This window comes from Mesorhizobium sp. B2-4-17, assembly GCF_006441275.1.
In the GTDB taxonomy this organism is placed as follows: Bacteria; Pseudomonadota; Alphaproteobacteria; order Rhizobiales; family Rhizobiaceae; genus Mesorhizobium.
The window spans coordinates 1-16,608 of the sequence record NZ_VFUX01000031.1; the positions used below are offsets into that span (position 1 = coordinate 1).

18 protein-coding genes are annotated in these 16,608 nt (G+C 62.6%); 14 read left to right on the forward strand and 4 right to left on the reverse strand.

Features of this window, described 5'->3' with window-relative positions; all coding sequences use genetic code 11:
- Positions 1–145: 145 nt before the first annotated feature.
- Positions 146–298 carry a hypothetical protein gene (locus FJ548_RS22900; RefSeq protein ID WP_140607045.1) on the forward strand — a complete coding sequence of 51 codons (153 nt, stop codon included), beginning with the start codon at positions 146–148 and terminating at the stop codon, positions 296–298.
- An 85-nt stretch (positions 299–383) separates the two neighbouring features.
- On the opposite strand, the gene gyrA is transcribed toward FJ548_RS22900, so the two are convergent.
- Complete coding sequence (gene gyrA / locus FJ548_RS22905; protein WP_140779031.1) at positions 384–3,185, reverse strand: DNA gyrase subunit A; 2,802 nt, start codon at positions 3,183–3,185, stop codon at positions 384–386.
- 326 nt (positions 3,186–3,511) lie between these two features.
- On the opposite strand from gyrA, the gene FJ548_RS22910 reads away from it, so the two are divergent.
- Positions 3,512–4,132, forward strand: coding sequence for a ParB-like protein (locus FJ548_RS22910; protein WP_140779032.1), 621 nt, complete (start codon positions 3,512–3,514; stop codon positions 4,130–4,132).
- A gap of 7 nt (positions 4,133–4,139) precedes the next feature.
- Here the strand turns inward: FJ548_RS22910 and FJ548_RS22915 are convergent, their stop codons facing one another.
- A complete protein-coding gene (locus FJ548_RS22915) occupies positions 4,140–4,967 on the reverse strand; it encodes an AraC family transcriptional regulator (protein ID WP_140779033.1) in 828 nt (275 codons plus the stop codon).
- Positions 4,968–5,052: 85 nt separating this feature from the next.
- On the opposite strand from FJ548_RS22915, the gene FJ548_RS22920 reads away from it, so the two are divergent.
- From FJ548_RS22920 to FJ548_RS22930, 3 genes are all read left to right on the forward strand, one after another.
- Positions 5,053–5,589 (forward strand): hypothetical protein, encoded by a 537-nt coding sequence (locus FJ548_RS22920; protein WP_140779034.1) that lies wholly within the window; start codon positions 5,053–5,055, stop codon positions 5,587–5,589.
- Positions 5,590–5,619: 30 nt separating this feature from the next.
- A complete protein-coding gene (locus FJ548_RS22925) occupies positions 5,620–5,997 on the forward strand; it encodes a VOC family protein (RefSeq protein ID WP_140779035.1) in 378 nt (125 codons plus the stop codon).
- A gap of 102 nt (positions 5,998–6,099) precedes the next feature.
- Positions 6,100–6,729 carry a MarC family protein gene (locus FJ548_RS22930; RefSeq protein WP_137931086.1) on the forward strand — a complete coding sequence of 210 codons (630 nt, stop codon included), beginning with the start codon at positions 6,100–6,102 and terminating at the stop codon, positions 6,727–6,729.
- Positions 6,730–6,753: 24 nt separating this feature from the next.
- Here FJ548_RS22930 and FJ548_RS22935 read toward each other — a convergent pair whose 3' ends face one another.
- Together FJ548_RS22935 and ssb are read right to left on the reverse strand one after the other, a co-directional pair.
- Complete coding sequence (locus tag FJ548_RS22935; RefSeq protein WP_140779036.1) at positions 6,754–7,179, reverse strand: OsmC family protein; 426 nt, start codon at positions 7,177–7,179, stop codon at positions 6,754–6,756.
- A gap of 126 nt (positions 7,180–7,305) precedes the next feature.
- Positions 7,306–7,824, reverse strand: coding sequence for a single-stranded DNA-binding protein (gene ssb, locus FJ548_RS22940; protein ID WP_140760056.1), 519 nt, complete (start codon positions 7,822–7,824; stop codon positions 7,306–7,308).
- Positions 7,825–8,050: 226 nt separating this feature from the next.
- On the opposite strand from ssb, the gene FJ548_RS22945 reads away from it, so the two are divergent.
- The 9 genes from FJ548_RS22945 to FJ548_RS22985 all read left to right on the forward strand — a co-directional run bounded on the left by FJ548_RS22945 (position 8,051) and on the right by FJ548_RS22985 (position 16,582).
- Positions 8,051–8,365, forward strand: coding sequence for a metalloregulator ArsR/SmtB family transcription factor (locus FJ548_RS22945; protein ID WP_015317709.1), 315 nt, complete (start codon positions 8,051–8,053; stop codon positions 8,363–8,365).
- 31 nt (positions 8,366–8,396) lie between these two features.
- The gene (locus FJ548_RS22950) at positions 8,397–8,873 is read left to right on the forward strand and encodes an SRPBCC domain-containing protein (RefSeq protein WP_140779037.1); all 477 of its coding nucleotides are present in this window, start codon (positions 8,397–8,399) and stop codon (positions 8,871–8,873) included.
- Between the two features lie 22 nt (positions 8,874–8,895).
- Entirely contained in the window at positions 8,896–9,501 is a 606-nt protein-coding gene (locus FJ548_RS22955) for an ATP-dependent Clp protease proteolytic subunit (protein ID WP_140607055.1), read from the forward strand.
- An 81-nt stretch (positions 9,502–9,582) separates the two neighbouring features.
- The gene (locus tag FJ548_RS22960; protein WP_140779038.1) at positions 9,583–9,882 is read left to right on the forward strand and encodes a hypothetical protein; all 300 of its coding nucleotides are present in this window, start codon (positions 9,583–9,585) and stop codon (positions 9,880–9,882) included.
- Positions 9,883–10,619: 737 nt separating this feature from the next.
- Positions 10,620–13,541, forward strand: coding sequence for an excinuclease ABC subunit UvrA (gene uvrA / locus FJ548_RS22965; protein WP_140779039.1), 2,922 nt, complete (start codon positions 10,620–10,622; stop codon positions 13,539–13,541).
- Positions 13,541–13,951, forward strand: coding sequence for a DUF302 domain-containing protein (locus FJ548_RS22970; RefSeq protein ID WP_181168878.1), 411 nt, complete (start codon positions 13,541–13,543; stop codon positions 13,949–13,951). Before uvrA ends, FJ548_RS22970 begins: the two co-directional genes overlap by 1 nt.
- Positions 13,948–14,406, forward strand: a complete 459-nt coding sequence (locus tag FJ548_RS22975; RefSeq protein ID WP_140760048.1) for a GNAT family N-acetyltransferase — start codon at positions 13,948–13,950, stop codon at positions 14,404–14,406. The genes FJ548_RS22970 and FJ548_RS22975 overlap by 4 nt, the downstream gene beginning before the upstream one ends.
- A gap of 37 nt (positions 14,407–14,443) precedes the next feature.
- Entirely contained in the window at positions 14,444–15,250 is an 807-nt protein-coding gene (locus FJ548_RS22980; RefSeq protein ID WP_140607060.1) for a DUF72 domain-containing protein, read from the forward strand.
- A gap of 183 nt (positions 15,251–15,433) precedes the next feature.
- Positions 15,434–16,582, forward strand: coding sequence for a GGDEF domain-containing protein (locus FJ548_RS22985; protein WP_140607061.1), 1,149 nt, complete (start codon positions 15,434–15,436; stop codon positions 16,580–16,582).
- Positions 16,583–16,608 lie beyond the last annotated feature (26 nt).

A 16,608-nucleotide genomic window follows, 5' to 3' on the forward strand; every position in this document is an offset into this window, starting at 1 on the left:
CACCTCCGCATCCATAGGAATCAGACTTCAGTCGAAAAGGGAATCCCAACGATTCACCCTATTCGCCCGACGCTCTAGGTTGCACCTTAATAGGATGAAACCAAAACCCCATCTATCCGTTGGTAAGGCGCAGGAGAACACGCACATGCTGATCTACATGCTCGCCACCGCAATGACCGTTGCCATGCTGATCGCCACAGTATTCGGGCTGCATCAGGAGGCGCAACGCGCCCGCGTCAAGGCCACCACGAAACGTTTTGAAGGCTTCGGCCTCCGCAAGCCGTATCGCCACCACTAAGTCAGCCTGAACCAAGTCAGTCTGAGCTTGCTACCGCGCCGGCTGATTGGCCGGCGTTGCCGTGTTTAAAGACCCGCGGCCGGACTTACTCGGCAATCTCCGGGCCGGTGTCCGCCGCAGGAGTCGTTTCGGCGCCGCCCTCAACGGTCTCTTCGCTCTCCTCATCCGATTGCGGCTCGGAAATGCGCTCGACCGAAACCACCTTTTCACCTTCGGCGGTATTGAAGATGGTCACCCCCTTGGTGGCCCGGCTGGCGAAACGGATGCCGTTCACCGGCACCCGGATGACGGTGCCGCCATCCGACACCAGCATGATCTGGTCGTCATTGCCGACCGGGAAGGTCGCCACCAGCCTGCCGATTTCGGCCGTTTTCGAGACGTCCGTGACGCGGATGCCCTTGCCGCCGCGGCCGGTCAGCCGGAAATCGTAGGACGAGGAGCGCTTGCCGTAACCGTATTCCGTGACCGTCAGCACGAACTGCTCATGCGCCTTGAGGAATTCGTAGCGTTCGTCGGACAGCTCCGCTTCCTCGTCGACCTCTTCATTGGTCAGCGCGATTTCTTCTTCTTCGCCCGGTATACCGGCAGCCAACCGCCGTTCGGCCGCCACCCGCTTGAGGTAGGCGGCGCGTTCGGCCGGCGGCGCATCGACATGCTCGATGACAGCCATCGAAATGACGCGGTCGGTATCGGCCATGGCTATGCCGCGCACGCCGACAGAGTTGCGGCTCTGGAATACGCGCACATCGCCAACCGAGAAGCGGATGCACTGGCCGGAGCTCGCGGTCAGGAGTACGTCGTCATTATCGGTACATGTCTCGACGCCGAGGATTTCGTCGCCCTCCTCCTCCAGCTTCATGGCGATCTTGCCATTGCGGTTGACCTGGATGAAGTCGGAAAGCTTGTTGCGGCGCACCGTGCCGCGCGTGGTGGCGAACATCACGTCGAGTTTGCCCCAGCTCGTCTCGTCCTCGGGCAACGGCATGATGGTGGTGATGCGCTCGCCCTGCTCGAGCGGCAGCATGTTGATCAACGCCTTGCCGCGTGACTGCGGATTGCCGATCGGCAGCCGCCAGACTTTTTCCTTGTAGACGATGCCGCGCGAGGAGAAGAACAGCACCGGCGTGTGCGTATTGGCCACGAACAGCCTGGTGACGAAATCCTCTTCCTTGGTCGACATGCCGGAGCGGCCTTTGCCGCCCCGGCGTTGCGCCCGGTAGAGCGACAGCGGCACGCGCTTGATGTAGCCGGAATGGCTCACCGTCACGACCATGTCCTCGCGCTGGATCAGGTCCTCGTCTTCCATGTCGGCGCCGCCGTCGGTGAGCTCGGTGCGGCGTGGCGTGCCGAACTCGTCGCGCACGGCGGCGAGCTCGTCCTTGACGATCTGCTGGACGCGCGCCCGCGACGACAGGATGTCGAGATAGTCGATGATTTCGGCGCCGATCGTGTTCAATTCGTCGGCGATTTCGTCGCGGCCAAGCGCGGTCAGGCGCTGCAGGCGCAGTTCGAGGATGGCGCGTGCCTGTTCCTCGGAAAGATTGTAGGTGCCGTCCTCGTTGATGCGGTGGCGGGGATCGTCGATCAGAAGGATCAGCGATTCGACGTCGCCGGCCGGCCAGCGCCGCTCCATCAACTGTTCGCGCGCCGTCTGCGGATCCGGCGCGGTACGGATCAGCTTGATGACCTCGTCGATGTTGGCGACGGCAATCGCCAGGCCAACCAGCACATGGGCGCGGTCGCGCGCCTTGCGCAGCAGGAATTTCGTCCGCCGTGTAATCACCTCCTCGCGGAAGGTGACGAACGCCTTCAGCATATCGGTCAGCGTCAGCAGTTCCGGCTTGCCGCCGTTCAGCGCCACCATGTTGGCGCCGAACGAGGTCTGCAGCGGCGTGAAACGGTAAAGCTGGTTGAGGATGACATCGGCAACGGCATCGCGCTTCAGCTCGACGACGACCCGGTAGCCCTGGCGGTCGCTCTCGTCGCGGATGTCGGAAATGCCCTCGATGCGCTTGTCGCGCACGAGCTCGGCCATCTTCTCGATCATCGAGGCCTTGTTCACCTGATAGGGAACCTCGGTGATGATGATCGATTCACGGTCATTGCCGCGCTGTTCGATGTTGACTTTGCCGCGCATGACAATGGAGCCGCGGCCGGTCGAATAGGCGCTGTAGATACCGGAACGGCCAAGCACGATGCCACCGGTCGGGAAATCGGGACCTGGAATGATCTCCATCAGCGCCGGCAGGTCGATCGCCGGATTGTCGATGACGGCAATGGCGGCGTTGCAGACCTCACCGAGATTGTGCGGGGGGATGTTGGTGGCCATGCCGACGGCGATGCCGCCGGAGCCGTTGACCAGCAGATTGGGAAAGCGCGCCGGCAGAACCTTCGGCTCGGTGTCCGAGGCATCATAAGTGTCCTGGAAGTCGACGGTGTCCTTGTCGATATCCTCCAGCAACTCATGCGCGACCTTGGTCAGCCGCGATTCGGTATAACGCATGGCCGCCGGCGGATCGCCGTCGATCGAACCGAAATTGCCTTGCCCGTCGATCAGAGGCACGCGCAGCGACCAGTCCTGCGCCATGCGCACCAAGGCGTCATAGATCGAGGCATCGCCATGCGGATGGTATTTACCCATCACGTCGGCGACGGGACGCGCGGACTTCACATATTTGCGGTTCCAGTGGTAGCCGCTCTCATGGGCGGCATAGAGGATACGGCGGTGCACCGGCTTCAGGCCGTCGCGCACATCGGGAAGCGCGCGGCTGACGATCACGCTCATCGCGTAAGAGAGATAGGAGCTCTGCATCTCCTCGATGATGGAGATCGGCTCGATGCCGGTGGGGCCGCCGTCGGCGCCGCGCGGTGTCTTTTGGTCGGTCAAATCGGATCACAATCTATTCAGGAATCACTTGCTGCTTATATAGGAAGCCAGGCCGAAACTCCAACGTTCGCGGCACTTTTCCAGTGTCATTTTTGGTGGTAATTTCAAAAGGATACCGCTGATTGCGACGATATGGCCACGGTGCTTTTCGCCGCCAGCAAGGCAAAAGCCGGCAATGGACCAATTTCCCCGAACGAAAGCCGCGAGCGCAATGAATTGGACCCGGTGGCTGCCTCTGCGAGCGATGAGCGGCTGGACGCGCCGTCGACGACGCCATCAAATCACTTGGTCCGGGGAAACCGCAGCAGCGTAACAGGATAAACGCGATGATTGTCCAACGAGAACCCATCGTCACCCCGGTCCCCGTCGAGGAATTGCGGCCGACGCAGATCACGGTCGGCATGCGCGAGGTCGCCTTGAAGCGCCAGATGATCCGCTCGCAGAGCGCCAGAAAGACCGGGACCTTTCTCGGCAGCCACATGATTCCCGTCGTGCTGGGGCCGAAGAAGCGCAATTATGTCACGGACCATCATCACCTCGCCCGCGCCTTGCTCGAGGAAGGTGTCAGGGATGTGCTGGTCACGGTGATCAGCGACCTGTCGGCGCTCGACAAGGACGCCTTCTTCGTCGTGCTCGATAACAGGGGCTGGATGCATCCGTTCGACGAGAACGGCAAGCGTCAACCCTACGACGCCATTCCCAAGACCATGGCCGAACTCGTCGACGACCCATACCGGAGCATGGCGGGCGAACTGCGCCGGCAAGGTGGCTTTGCCAAGGACACGACCCCGTTCAGCGAATTCCTGTGGGCGGATTTCCTGCGCCGGCGCATCGACCGGGACGTGGTCACGAAGAATTTCGACAAGGTGATGAGGGAAGCCCTAGCGCTCGCCAAGAGCAAGGACGCGAGCTACCTGCCAGGCTGGTGCGGGCCTACGACGGACTGAACCCGTCTCACCCGCTTGGCCGGCGGGCCCGATAATTACCTGGCGTCTCGCCCATGACGCGTCGAAAACGGCGGTTGAAGGTCGACAGGTCGTTGAAGCCGGCGTCGAAGGCGATCGCCGAGATCGCGTCATTTGACAGGCGCAACCGCACCGCCGCCCTTTGCAGCCGGGTCCTGAGCAGGAACTGGTAGGGCGTCATGCCGGCGACCTGCCGGAAGATGCGCAGGAAATGGTACGGGCTGGTCGCCGTTTCATCCGCCAGTGCCGACAGCGAGACCGGCCCGTCGGCATCCAGTTCGATCCGCCGCACGGCTTCGGCCACCCGTTTCTGATCGCGGCGGCTCGGCGCGCGCCGGACAGGCGTGGCGCCGGAAACCGTGGCCACGGCGGCGGCGGCAATGCGCAGGGAGAGTTCCTCGAAAGCGTCCGTGTCGGCTATTTCACGCGCGGCTTCCGCCTCGGCCAACAACGGCGCCAGGGCCGGCAAAGGCGGCAGGCGCGGAGCCTCGAAGGTCAGCCCCCTGCCACCAGGCACGCCAGCCACAATCCGTTCCATGTAAGCCGGCCTGAAATGGAACGAGAGGCAGCGGTCGCCACTGCCATGCTCGTGCCCGCATTCATAGCATGTGCCGGAATTGCCGAGCAGGAGGCTCCCCGGCGCCAGCATCGCGGTGCCCTGTTGCGCGCGGTAACGGAACGCGCCGCCGGTGACCGCCGCGATGCAGAAATCCTGATGTGCCTCCTCGAACGGCCGATCGCCGGCGCCGGCCGTGCAGATCACGTCCGCCACGTGCCAGCCGGATCCGGATGCGATGGTGCGGGTGGTCGCTGTCACGGCCGAAATATAGCAATTTTTCCCAAGCCCAGAACCCCGTCAGCGCCTACTCCTTCCGATCTCCTGACAAGAAGAGGCCGCAGCCATGTTCGTCCCATCCTCCTTTGCCGAAGCCCTGCACAGTGCCGGACCGATCGACGGACTTGCCGAGAAACTGAACCTCTACGGTCGCTTCGTCGGCGCCTGGACTTTCGACGCCTCGCGTCGCCTCGAGGATGGCACCGTGCTGACTGGCCGCGGCGAGGTGCATTTCGGCTGGGTGCTGGAAGGCCGCGCCATCCAGGATGTCTGGATCCTGCCGGCGCGCGACGCCGGCCCGTCGCCGTCGCTCGGCAAGTGGACCTTCTATGGCACGACGCTGCGCGTCTATGATCACGGCGCCGACACCTGGCATATCTTCTGGAGCGATCCGCGCAACCAGTATTTCAGCCGCCAGCTTGGCCGCGCCGAGGGCGACACGATCGTGCAGGTCGGCGCCGACGGCACCGGCGCCTCGGTGCGCTGGAGCTTTTCACGCATCATGAAAGAGAGCTTCCGCTGGCTCGGCGAGCGCTCGCACGACAATGGCGCGACATGGCGGATGGAGGTCGAGTTCCTGGCGCGCCGAGCAACAACACCCTGACGCAGCACCCTTGTAACGATGGAGAAAACTATGTTCGACCATATCTCGATCGGTGTCCGCGACGCCAACGCCTCGAAGCGCTTCTACGACGCTGCGTTAAAGCCGCTCGGCTATACCTGCCTCAACCAGTCACCCGGTTCGCTCGGCTACGGCGCCCAGAGCGTCGCGCTGTGGGTGAACGAGGCGGCACATCCGGTGCCGGCGGACGAAAAATCCGGGCTGCACTTCTGCTTCGCCGCACCGACGCGGGACAGCGTCGATCTCTTCCATTCCGGCGCCTTGCGTGAGGGCGGCAGCGACAACGGCGCGCCGGGCCTGCGCCCCGATTATGGCGAAAACTACTACGCCGCCTTTGTCGTGGACCCGGACGGCTATCGCCTCGAGGCCCATTGCGGCATTCCCGGCTAATCCGTCGAGAACCATAGTTTCGCGGCCCTGGCAGTTCCCACCGACCGGGCTTTGCTCTACCAATATCGGAGCGTGGGCCCGGCCCGGCGGGAGGGGTCAGCGATGCCGAGTTTCGACAGCCTGTTCAATGCCTTCGTCACCATTCTCGTGACCATCGATCCGCCCGGGCTGGCGCCGCTATTCCTCGCCGTGACACGCGGCATGAACCGCGATGAGCGCCAGCAGGTCTCCGTGCGCGCTTCGGTCATCGGCTTCCTAGTGATGGCGCTGTTCGCCATCGCCGGCGCCTCGATCCTTTCGGTGTTCGGCATCACGCTTCCAGCATTCCGCGTCGCCGGCGGTTTTCTCCTGTTCTTCATCGCCTTCGAAATGGTGTTCGAGCGTCGGCAGGACCGCAAGGAGAAGATCGGCGACGTCGCCATCACCAAGGACATGATCCACAACATCGCCGCCTTCCCGCTGGCGATCCCGCTGATCGCCGGCCCCGGCGCGATTTCGGCGACGGTGCTGCTTTCAGGCTCGTTTCAGGGCTTTGCCGCGCAGGCGGCACTGGTCGGCATCATCTTCGCGTGCCTCGTCATCACCTATCTGGTGTTCGTCTTGTCGGAACGCATCGACCGCATTCTTGGCCAGACCGGCCGCTCGATCCTGACCCGCCTGCTCGGCGTCATTCTCGCCGCACTCGCTGTGCAGTTCGTCGCCGACGGCATCAAGGCGCTGATGGTGGGATAATCCGCGACAGGCGCGCCTGTCGGTCTATTTCGCCGCGGTATCGATGACCTCGAAATCGTGGGTGATCGTGGCCGTCTTGGCCATCATCGCGGAAGCCGAGCAGTACTTCTCGATCGACAGGTCGATCGCCCGCTTGACCTTGTCGGTCGAGAGCGCCCTGCCCTTGACGATGAAGTGCATATGGATGCGCGTGAACACTTTTGGGTCAGTCTCGGCCCGGTCGGCATCGAGTTCGACCACACAGTCCTCGACCGCCTCGCGGCCTTTTTCCAGGATATGGACGACATCATAGGCAGAGCAGCCGCCAGTGCCGATCAGCACCAGCTCCATCGGGCTTGGCCCCGGCGTCTTGCCATCAGGGCCGGAGGCTGTGCCCAACACGACCTTGTGGCCGCTGCCGGACTCACCGACGAAGGTGCGCTCCTCGACCCATTTTACCCGTGCTTTCACCGCTCTGTCCTTTCAGTCCTTGATCGCGCCTGCTCAGGCCAAATCAACAATGCAAAACCCCGAAAGTCCATGCAGGGCCTTCGGGGTATCGATCACGTGACGTCAGCCGTTCGGTATTGCTGTCGATCAGAACGGGATTTCGTCGTCCAGCTCGCGTGACGAGCCGCCACCACCGCCCCTCGGCGCACCGCCGCCACGGTTGAAACTCTCGTTCGGGCCGGACTGGCCGAAATCGGAGCCACGGCTGCTGCCGCCGCCGGAATAGCCGCCGACCTGGCCGCCCTCACCCTGGCCGCGTGCATCGAGCATCTGCAGCTCGCCGCGGAACTTCTGCAGCACGACTTCCGTCGTGTACTTGTCATTGCCGGTCTGGTCCTGCCATTTGCGGGTCTGCAGCTGGCCCTCGACATAGACCTTCATGCCCTTCTTCAGATACTGCTCCGCCACCTTGGCGAGCTGGTCGTTGAAGATGACGACATTGTGCCACTCGGTCTTTTCCTTGCGCTCGCCGGAATTCTTGTCGCGCCAGCTCTCCGACGTGGCGATGCGGATGTTGACGACCGGCTCGCCCGAGTTGAGGCGCCGGACTTCAGGGTCCGCGCCGAGATTGCCGACCAGAATGACCTTGTTGACGCTACCCGCCATGATACTTCTCCGCGCTCATCCGAAACAAATTTTTGTCGCAGCACCTTACAGGCTACCGAGGTCAGCCGCCTGCCAAGGCTGGCTTTTCCCACAAGGTTTTTGTTCCCTTTTCGTTCCTATATGCACTGCTGCTGATTGTCAAGGAATGGCAGCAATGGTTGAGGCCATCATATGGGGCTCAAAACAGCGCTTGCCAAATCGATAAGTATCGACTTATGCTTTTGCCATGATCGAAGCAGAAATTTTCCGCGCACTGGCCGACCCGACGCGACGCGCCGTCTTCGAGCGTCTGGCGACAAGCGAGATGAGCGTCTCGGAACTGCGCAGCGGCCTGACAGTGTCGCAGCCTGCCGTCTCGCAGCATCTGGCGGTCCTTCGCGGCGCCGGCCTGGTGGTAGAGCGGCGGGCCGGCCGCAACGCCTATTATCGTGCCGATCCGCAGGGGCTTGCCCCCCTGCTCTCCTGGATCGAACGCTACCGGACCTTCTGGCCGGAGCGCATCGAAAGGCTGAAGACGGTTTTGAAGGACATGGATCAGTGAAAGATCCGGATCAGTGAAGGACATAGGATCGATGAACGCCAAAAATCAAAGCGAAGTCGTCCCGGATGCGATCGAGTTCGAATACGATCTTGCCGAACCCCCGGAAAAAGTGTGGCGGGCGCTGACCGTGCCGGAACTGCTCGCAGCCTGGATGATGCCGAACGACATCAGGCCGCAGACCGGTAGCCGTTTTGCCTTCGCCGGAACTGAGGCGGCGATCGAATGCGAAATCCTTGAAGCCGAACCCGAACGCCTCTTGCGCTATTCCTGGCGGGAGCAGCCGGGGGATGCCGCGCGCCAGGATCCGCTCGACAGCGTCGTCACCTTCACGCTCGCCCGCACGATTTCCGGCGGCACGCATCTGCGCATTGTCCATGACGGTTTTGCCCGCACGGCAATGCCCGCTATTGCCGTGGCGGGCGCCCGCTGCCAGCTTTCGCTCGGGTTGCGTGGGGCCGGAAAGCCCATCGCCGCGAACACGCCATGCCTGCTGCTGCGCGCGGCCTGAACACGGAAATCGGAGAAGAGAAATGAGCGGCCTTGCCAGTCTGGTGCCGATGGTGATCGAGCAATCGAGCCGCGGCGAACGTGCCTTCGACATTTTCTCGCGGCTGCTCCGCGAGCGCATCATTTTCATCAACGGCGAGATCAATGACGACGTCTCGGCGCTGGTCTGCGCACAGCTCCTGTCGCTGGAATCCGACAATCCCGACAAGGAGATCTCGCTCTATATCAACTCGCCGGGCGGCGTGGTGACCAGCGGCTTCGCCATCTACGACACGATGCAATATATCAGCTGTCCGGTATCGACCGTGTGCATGGGCTTTGCCGCTTCGATGGGCTCATTCCTGCTGATGGCAGGCACGGTGGGGCGCCGCATCGCACTGCCGAACGCCACCATCCTGCTACATCAGCCGCTGGGCGGCTTCCAGGGCCAGGCTTCCGACATCCAGCGCCATGCCGAGCGCATCGGCCAGACCAAGCGCCACATGACCGAACTCTACGCCCAGCATTGCGGCCGCACCTATGAAGAGGTCGAACGCACGCTGGACCGCGACCATTTCATGACCGCCCGCGAAGCCCAGGCCTGGGGCATCGTCGACCATGTCTTCGGCACCCGCAAAAAAGCGGCTTGATCAGACCAAAAGCCAGCCGCCTGTCGAAGATTTGACGATACCGGTCTGGTTCCGATGGCGGTACGCCCCTATAGTCCCGGGATGACTGACACGCATCCGCCCAGAGTATCGCATCGCGCCATCATCGCTACGGTGCTCGCCATCACAGGTTTTGTATCCAGTACGGCGTTTGCCGAGAATGCCTCGCCATCGGCGCAGAAAAGCGCCCTGCCCGGCGTCAGCGGCGACTATCGCATTGCCAAGTCAGCCCCACAGCCGGAGCCCGACGACGCGTTCCCCGGCAACGGCAATGGTCAATTCAAGATCGGCGATACGGATGTCAGGATTTCCGGCAGCATCACCGTCGATATCGGCGCCGGCGCGATCAAGCCTCCCAGATAAGTAGTGGCCAGATAGGTAGTGGGATGAGGCCTCCAAAAGGCCCGGAGCGTTGCCAACTCCCCGCTCAAAAAGAGAACAGCCCCGCCGTGCTCTTGGCAAACGGCCGGGGCTTTCCTGGATCTATAGTCCAATCTTTTGCCGGGAGTGTACTGCCGGCGTTAGATTTCGGATGCTTCGCGGCTTTCAGCCGACGATCCGACTAGCAGTCTCTGATTTTTGGTGGGTTACGGCAGGTCACGGTTTGTCGGGTGGCGCAAACGCTAAACCCTTGACACTTATGCCTGCCGCGGCTCCAGCGACACGTGGAGCCTCAAGGGACTGTCCGGTGGCGTCATGCTCCGCTCCTCTGTCCGTTGCGACATCTCGTCCCGAAGCGCAAATCGCAAATGCCTGCGGCGTCTCGCAGGCCACCTCTGGGTGGCGAGGCCATCGAAAGACAGCCGGCTTCGTTGACGTCCCGAGACTGCCCCCGTGAGCCGGCCGCGTCAACCATCAATAGCCGGTTACGGAAAAATGTGATCGCGCGGAGGTTACGTGCAGGTCAGTTTCCGCACAGCTTTGTCAGGAGCGTGTTCGGCCTTTGTTCTTTCCGCTTGCCCGTTCGCACGAAAGGCGGTTAAACGACTTCTGTCGGGAGTTGTGGCGTCTCTCGACGTGGCGGCAAAAAAACCTACATAGGGGATGGTCGGGAAAACCCGCCAATCCCACGAATTCCAGATCTGAGGCGGCGACCGGCGATGGCCGACCATAAATTCCTTTCCATTCGCGGGGCGCGCGAACACAATCTGAAGAATGTCGATCTCGACCTGCCGCGTGACAGCCTGATCGTCATGACCGGCCTGTCGGGCTCCGGCAAATCGTCGCTCGCCTTCGACACCATCTATGCCGAAGGCCAGCGCCGCTATGTCGAGAGCCTTTCGGCCTATGCGCGGCAATTCCTCGAAATGATGCAGAAGCCCGACGTCGACCAGATCGACGGCCTGTCGCCCGCCATCTCCATCGAGCAGAAGACCACGTCGAAGAATCCGCGTTCAACGGTCGGCACCGTCACTGAAATCTACGACTACATGCGGCTTTTGTTCGCCCGTGTCGGCGTGCCCTATTCGCCGGCCACCGGCCTGCCCATCGAGAGCCAGACCGTAAGCCAGATGGTCGACCGCGTGCTGGCGGTCGAGGAGGGCACACGCCTGTTCCTGCTGGCGCCGATTGTGCGTGGCCGCAAGGGCGAGTACCGCAAGGAATTGCTGGAACTGCAGAAGAAGGGCTTTCAGCGCGTCAAGGTCGACGGTGTCTTCTACGAAATCGCCGACGTTCCGGCCCTGGACAAAAAGTACAAGCACGACATCGATGTCGTCGTCGACCGCATCGTCGTGCGCGGCGATCTCGCCACGAGGCTTGCCGACTCCATCGAAACGGCGCTGAAACTCGCCGAGGGGCTGGCGGTGGCCGAGTTCGCCGACAGGCCGCTCGACGCCAGCCAGACCGGCGAGGATTCGGTCAACAAATCGAAGAATGAGACGCATGAACGCATCCTGTTCTCCGAAAAATTCGCCTGCCCGGTATCCGGCTTCACCATTCCCGAGATCGAGCCGAGATTGTTCTCGTTCAACAACCCGTTCGGCGCCTGCCCGACCTGCGACGGTCTCGGCAGCCAGCGCGCCATCGATCCCAATCTCGTGGTGCCGGATGAGAATGTGTCGTTGCGCGACGGCGCGGTCAGCCCATGGGCGAAGTCGACTTCGCCCTATTACGTGCAGACCCTCGAGGCATTGGGCAAGGCCTACAACTTCAAGCTCGGCGACAAGTTCAAGGATTTGAGCGCCGAGGCCCAGGAGGCGATCCTGCGTGGCACCGGCGAGCGCGAAGTCACCTTCCAGTACGATGACGGCCTGCGCTCCTATAAGACCACCAAAACCTTCGAAGGCGTGATCCCCAATCTTGAGCGGCGCTGGAAAGAGACCGAGTCCGCCTGGATGCGCGAGGAGATCGAACGTTTCATGTCGGCAACGCCCTGCCCGGTCTGCAAGGGCTACCGTCTGAAGCCGGAAGCCCTGGCGGTGAAGATCGCCGGTAAGCATATTGGCGAAGTCACCGAGCAATCGATCCGCAACGCCGATCACTGGTTCACCGACCTGCCCGCAAAGCTCAATGACAAGCAGAACGAGATCGCGGTGCGCGTGCTGAAGGAGATCCGCGAGCGGCTGCGCTTCCTCAACGATGTCGGTCTCGACTACCTGACGCTGTCGCGTAATTCCGGCACGCTATCGGGTGGCGAAAGCCAGCGCATACGGCTGGCCTCGCAGATCGGTTCCGGCCTCACCGGCGTGCTTTACGTGCTGGACGAGCCATCGATCGGCCTGCACCAGCGCGACAACACGCGCCTGCTCGATACGCTGAAGCATTTGCGCGACATCGGCAACACGGTGATCGTCGTCGAGCACGACGAGGATGCCATCCTGCACGCCGACTATGTCGTCGACATGGGCCCGGCCGCCGGCATCCATGGCGGCGAGATCATCGCCCAGGGCACGCCGCAGCAGGTGATGGCGAACCCCAATTCGATCACCGGCAAATATCTGTCGGGTGAACTCGAAGTGGCAACGCCGGCCGTGCGCCGCGAGGCCAAGAAGAACCGTCGGCTGAAAATTGTCGGCGCGCGTGGCAACAATCTGAAGAACGTCACCGCCGAAATCCCGCTCGGCACCTTCACCGCCGTCACCGGCGTGTCGGGCGGTGGCAAGTCGACCTTCCTGATCGAGACGCTGTTCAAGGCGGCCTCGCGCCGCATCATGGGATCGCGCGAGCATCCGGCCGAACATGACCGCATCGAAGGCCTCGAATTCCTCGACAAGGTCATCGACATCGACCAGTCGCCGATCGGCCGCACGCCGCGGTCGAACCCCGCTACCTATACCGGCGCCTTCACGCCGATCCGTGACTGGTTCGCAGGCCTGCCTGAAGCCAAGGCGCGCGGCTACCAGCCGGGCCGTTTTTCGTTCAACGTCAAGGGCGGCCGCTGCGAGGCCTGCCAGGGCGACGGTGTCATCAAGATCGAGATGCACTTCCTGCCCGACGTCTATGTCACCTGCGATGTCTGCCACGGCAAGCGCTACAACAGAGAGACGCTCGACGTGCTGTTCAAGGGCAAGTCGATCGCCGACGTGCTCGACATGACCGTCGAGGAAGGCGTCGATTTCTTCGCCGCGGTGCCCGGCGTGCGCGACAAGCTCGACACGCTGAAACAGGTCGGCCTCGGCTACATCCATATCGGCCAGCAGGCGACGACGCTCTCCGGCGGCGAGGCGCAACGCATCAAGCTCGCCAAGGAACTGTCGCGCAAGGCGACCGGCAAGACGCTCTACATTCTCGACGAGCCGACCACCGGCCTGCACTTCCACGACGTCGCCAAACTCCTGGAAGTCCTGCATGAACTGGTCGACCAGGGCAACACCGTGGTGGTCATCGAGCACAATCTCGAAGTGATCAAGACCGCCGACTGGGTGCTCGACCTCGGTCCCGAAGGCGGCGACGGCGGTGGCGAACTGGTCGCCTCCGGCACGCCGGAAGCGATCGTGCGCGAAAAGCGCAGCTACACCGGCCAGTTCTTGAAGGAACTTCTGGAGCGGCGCCCCGGAGGCAAACGCGAAGCGGCGGAGTGATGACTGGGGATGGTCTCATCACGGTCCAGAGCCAGTTTGGCGTGACCGAAACCATCAACCGCCTGGCGGAAGCGATAAAGCGTGCGGGACTGCTTGAGTTCGCGCGCATCGATCACGCAGCCGGCGCGCGCGATGTCGACGCCGCGCTTCGCCCCACCGAACTGTTGATTTTCGGCAATCCCAAGGGTGGCACACCACTGATGCAGGACAGGCAGCTCGCCGGCATCGATCTGCCGGTCAAGGCGCTGGCCTGGGAGGATGAGCAAGGCAAGGTGTGGCTCTCCTACAATGATGCGAATTGGATCGCCGGGCGCCATAGCCTGGGCGAGGCCAGCCGCGCCGCAGTCGCGGCGATTGCCGCCGGCATGGAAAAGGTGATCGCCTCTGCTGCTGGAATGGATCAATCATGAGGCTCGCCCGCCGTGATGATCTTGCCGCGATCGTCGCGTTGACGAAAGCAGCCTATGCCCCCTATGACGCCATACTCGATGCGCCGCCGATCCCGGTTACCGAAGACTACGCGCCGCGCATCGCCCGGGGCGAGGTCTGGCTGCTGGAGCGCGCCGGCGAGCTCGCCGGGGTAATCACGCTGGAACGCCACGCCGACCACGCGATGATCTTCTCCGTCGCGGTGTCACCTGCCTTCCAAGGCAAGGGCTTCGGCATCACGCTGCTCAAGCACGCGGATGAACAGGCCCGCCTTTGGGGCTTGCCGGAGGTGCGGCTCTATACCAATGCGAAAATGGAGCGAAACATCGCGCTCTATCTCGCTTACGGTTATCGCGAAACGGGTCGCCGGCCCAATCCTTACCGACCAGGATGGGTGCTCGTCGACATGGCCAAGCCGGTCGGTGAGACAGCCTGATCTTTCGGAACCGACTTCTGCACCTGGGAGGACGACAATGAGCAAATCGGGAACAATCCGCGCCGGCATGGGCGGCTGGACCTTCGAGCCCTGGGACACGTCCTTCTATCCGGACAAGTTGTCGAAGGCGAAACAGTTGCAATATGCCAGCCGTCAGGTGCCCAGCATCGAGGTCAACGGCACCTATTATTCCAGTTTCAAGGAGCCGACCTTCATCAAATGGGCCAGCGAAGCGCCGGACGGTTTCGTCTATTCGCTGAAAGGCAATCGCTTCGTCACCAACCGGCGCGTACTCGGCGAAGCCGGCGAATCGATGATGCGCTTCCTTGGCTCGGGCGTCGCCGCGCTCGGCGAAAAACTGGGACCGATCCTGTGGCAGTTCGCGCCGACGAAAAAGTTCGACCCGGACGATTTCGAAGCCTTTCTGAAACTGCTGCCGGAGAAGCAGGACGGTGTCGCGCTGCGCCATGCGCTTGAAGTGCGCAACGACAGTTTCATTGTCCCGGAATTTCCCGCGCTGGCGCGCAAATACAAGGCGGCGATCGTCTACGCCGATCATGCCAAATACCCCGATATCGCCGACATCACCGGCGATTTCGTCTATGCGAGGCTGCAGACCGGCAGCGACGACAATCCCGATTGCTACACGCCAAAGGGTCTCGACGAATGGGCGGCGCGGGCAAAGACTTGGGCGGAAGGCAAGCAGCCGGCCGATCTGCGGCGCGCCGATCCCGCAACCGACGCGCCGGTGCAGCCACGCGACGTGTTTGTCTACTTCATCACCGAGGGCAAGGTGCGCGCACCGTTCGGGGCCATGGCGCTGATGAAGCGTGTGACCGGCTGACGAGCGTCAGCCGGTATCCGGCTGCACGCCATAAGCGCGCCGCCTATGCGTTTTGCGCGCAGGCGGGCGCCCACTTCGTGGCATCTTCGCCACGATCGTAACCTTCTCGACACTTCCTTGCTGCATGAATGCGCGGACGCCAAGCCGCAGAACTGGAACCGCCGCCGGCAGGAAAAGAGGGGCATGTCGCTCGACTACACTTCACTTCTGCTGGCTGTCGGGTTCTCCGCCGCCTGCCTGAGCCTGACATTGTTCGGCATGTGGTTGACCGCGCGCACGGAGCGGTTCCTGCTGACATGGGCGATCAGCCTGGTGTTCGTGGTCGGCGATATTTTTGCCTATGACGCTTATATCGACATGCCTGGGCGCCTGCTCGGGATCGCCGCGCTGGCGTTCCTGTTGATTGGTTTCTCAGTCATGCTGGGTGCTGCCTACCAGTTCAGGACAGGCGGCTCGCCGCTGCGGCGAATGATGTTTGGCTGCCTTTCGCTGGCGGTGGCGCTGCCTCCCATGGCTCTGGGCTATGATGGCCTCGGCTTCATGTTCGAGAACATGTTCGCCGCCCTGCTCCTGTTCGCGACGGCCTTCGAATACTGGAGGGGCCGCGACGAGGCCCCTGCCCTGACGATCGGCATCACCGCGCTCTATTCGGCCACCGCCGCCTCCTTCGCGCTGTGCGCCATGGTGCTTGGCTGGGATGGAAAACTGGTCCTGGGCCATGCGCCGAGCAACTGGGCCGAGGAATTGAGCCTCGTCGTGGTTATCGCCAGCATGACGGGTATTGGCGCGCTCTCGCTTGCTCTCAACCAGGGTCGTCTGGCCAGGCACCACCGCCGCAATGCCCTGACCGATCCGCTGACAGGCCTGCTCAACCGGCGCGCTCTGTTCGACATACATGGCAATGCCCCGGTCGGCGCCTTTACCGCGGTGGTCGTCTTCGACCTCGACAACTTCAAGGCCATCAACGACGAGTTCGGCCACGCGGCGGGCGACGAGGTGCTGAAAGTGTTCGCCAGCGAACTCGCCGGCAATCTTCGCCAGACCGACGTCGCCGCGCGCATGGGCGGCGAGGAATTCGCACTGGTGTTGAAGCGCACGCTGCCGGAAACGGTGCAGGAAGTGGCGGAGCGCATCCGGACCGCTTTCGCGACGCGCCTGATAGAAACCGAAACCGGCTTGCTTACATGCACCGTTAGCGCTGGTTTTGCGTTTGGCAGCAAGGAAGGCCTCAGCCTCGACAAGGTGCTCAGCGCCGCCGACAAGGCGCTCTATGATGCCAAGCGTGGCGGCCGCAACCGCGTGACCGCCTCTCCATTCCGACGCGCGAGTTGACCGCGCGGATCGATATTGAGCCTGTG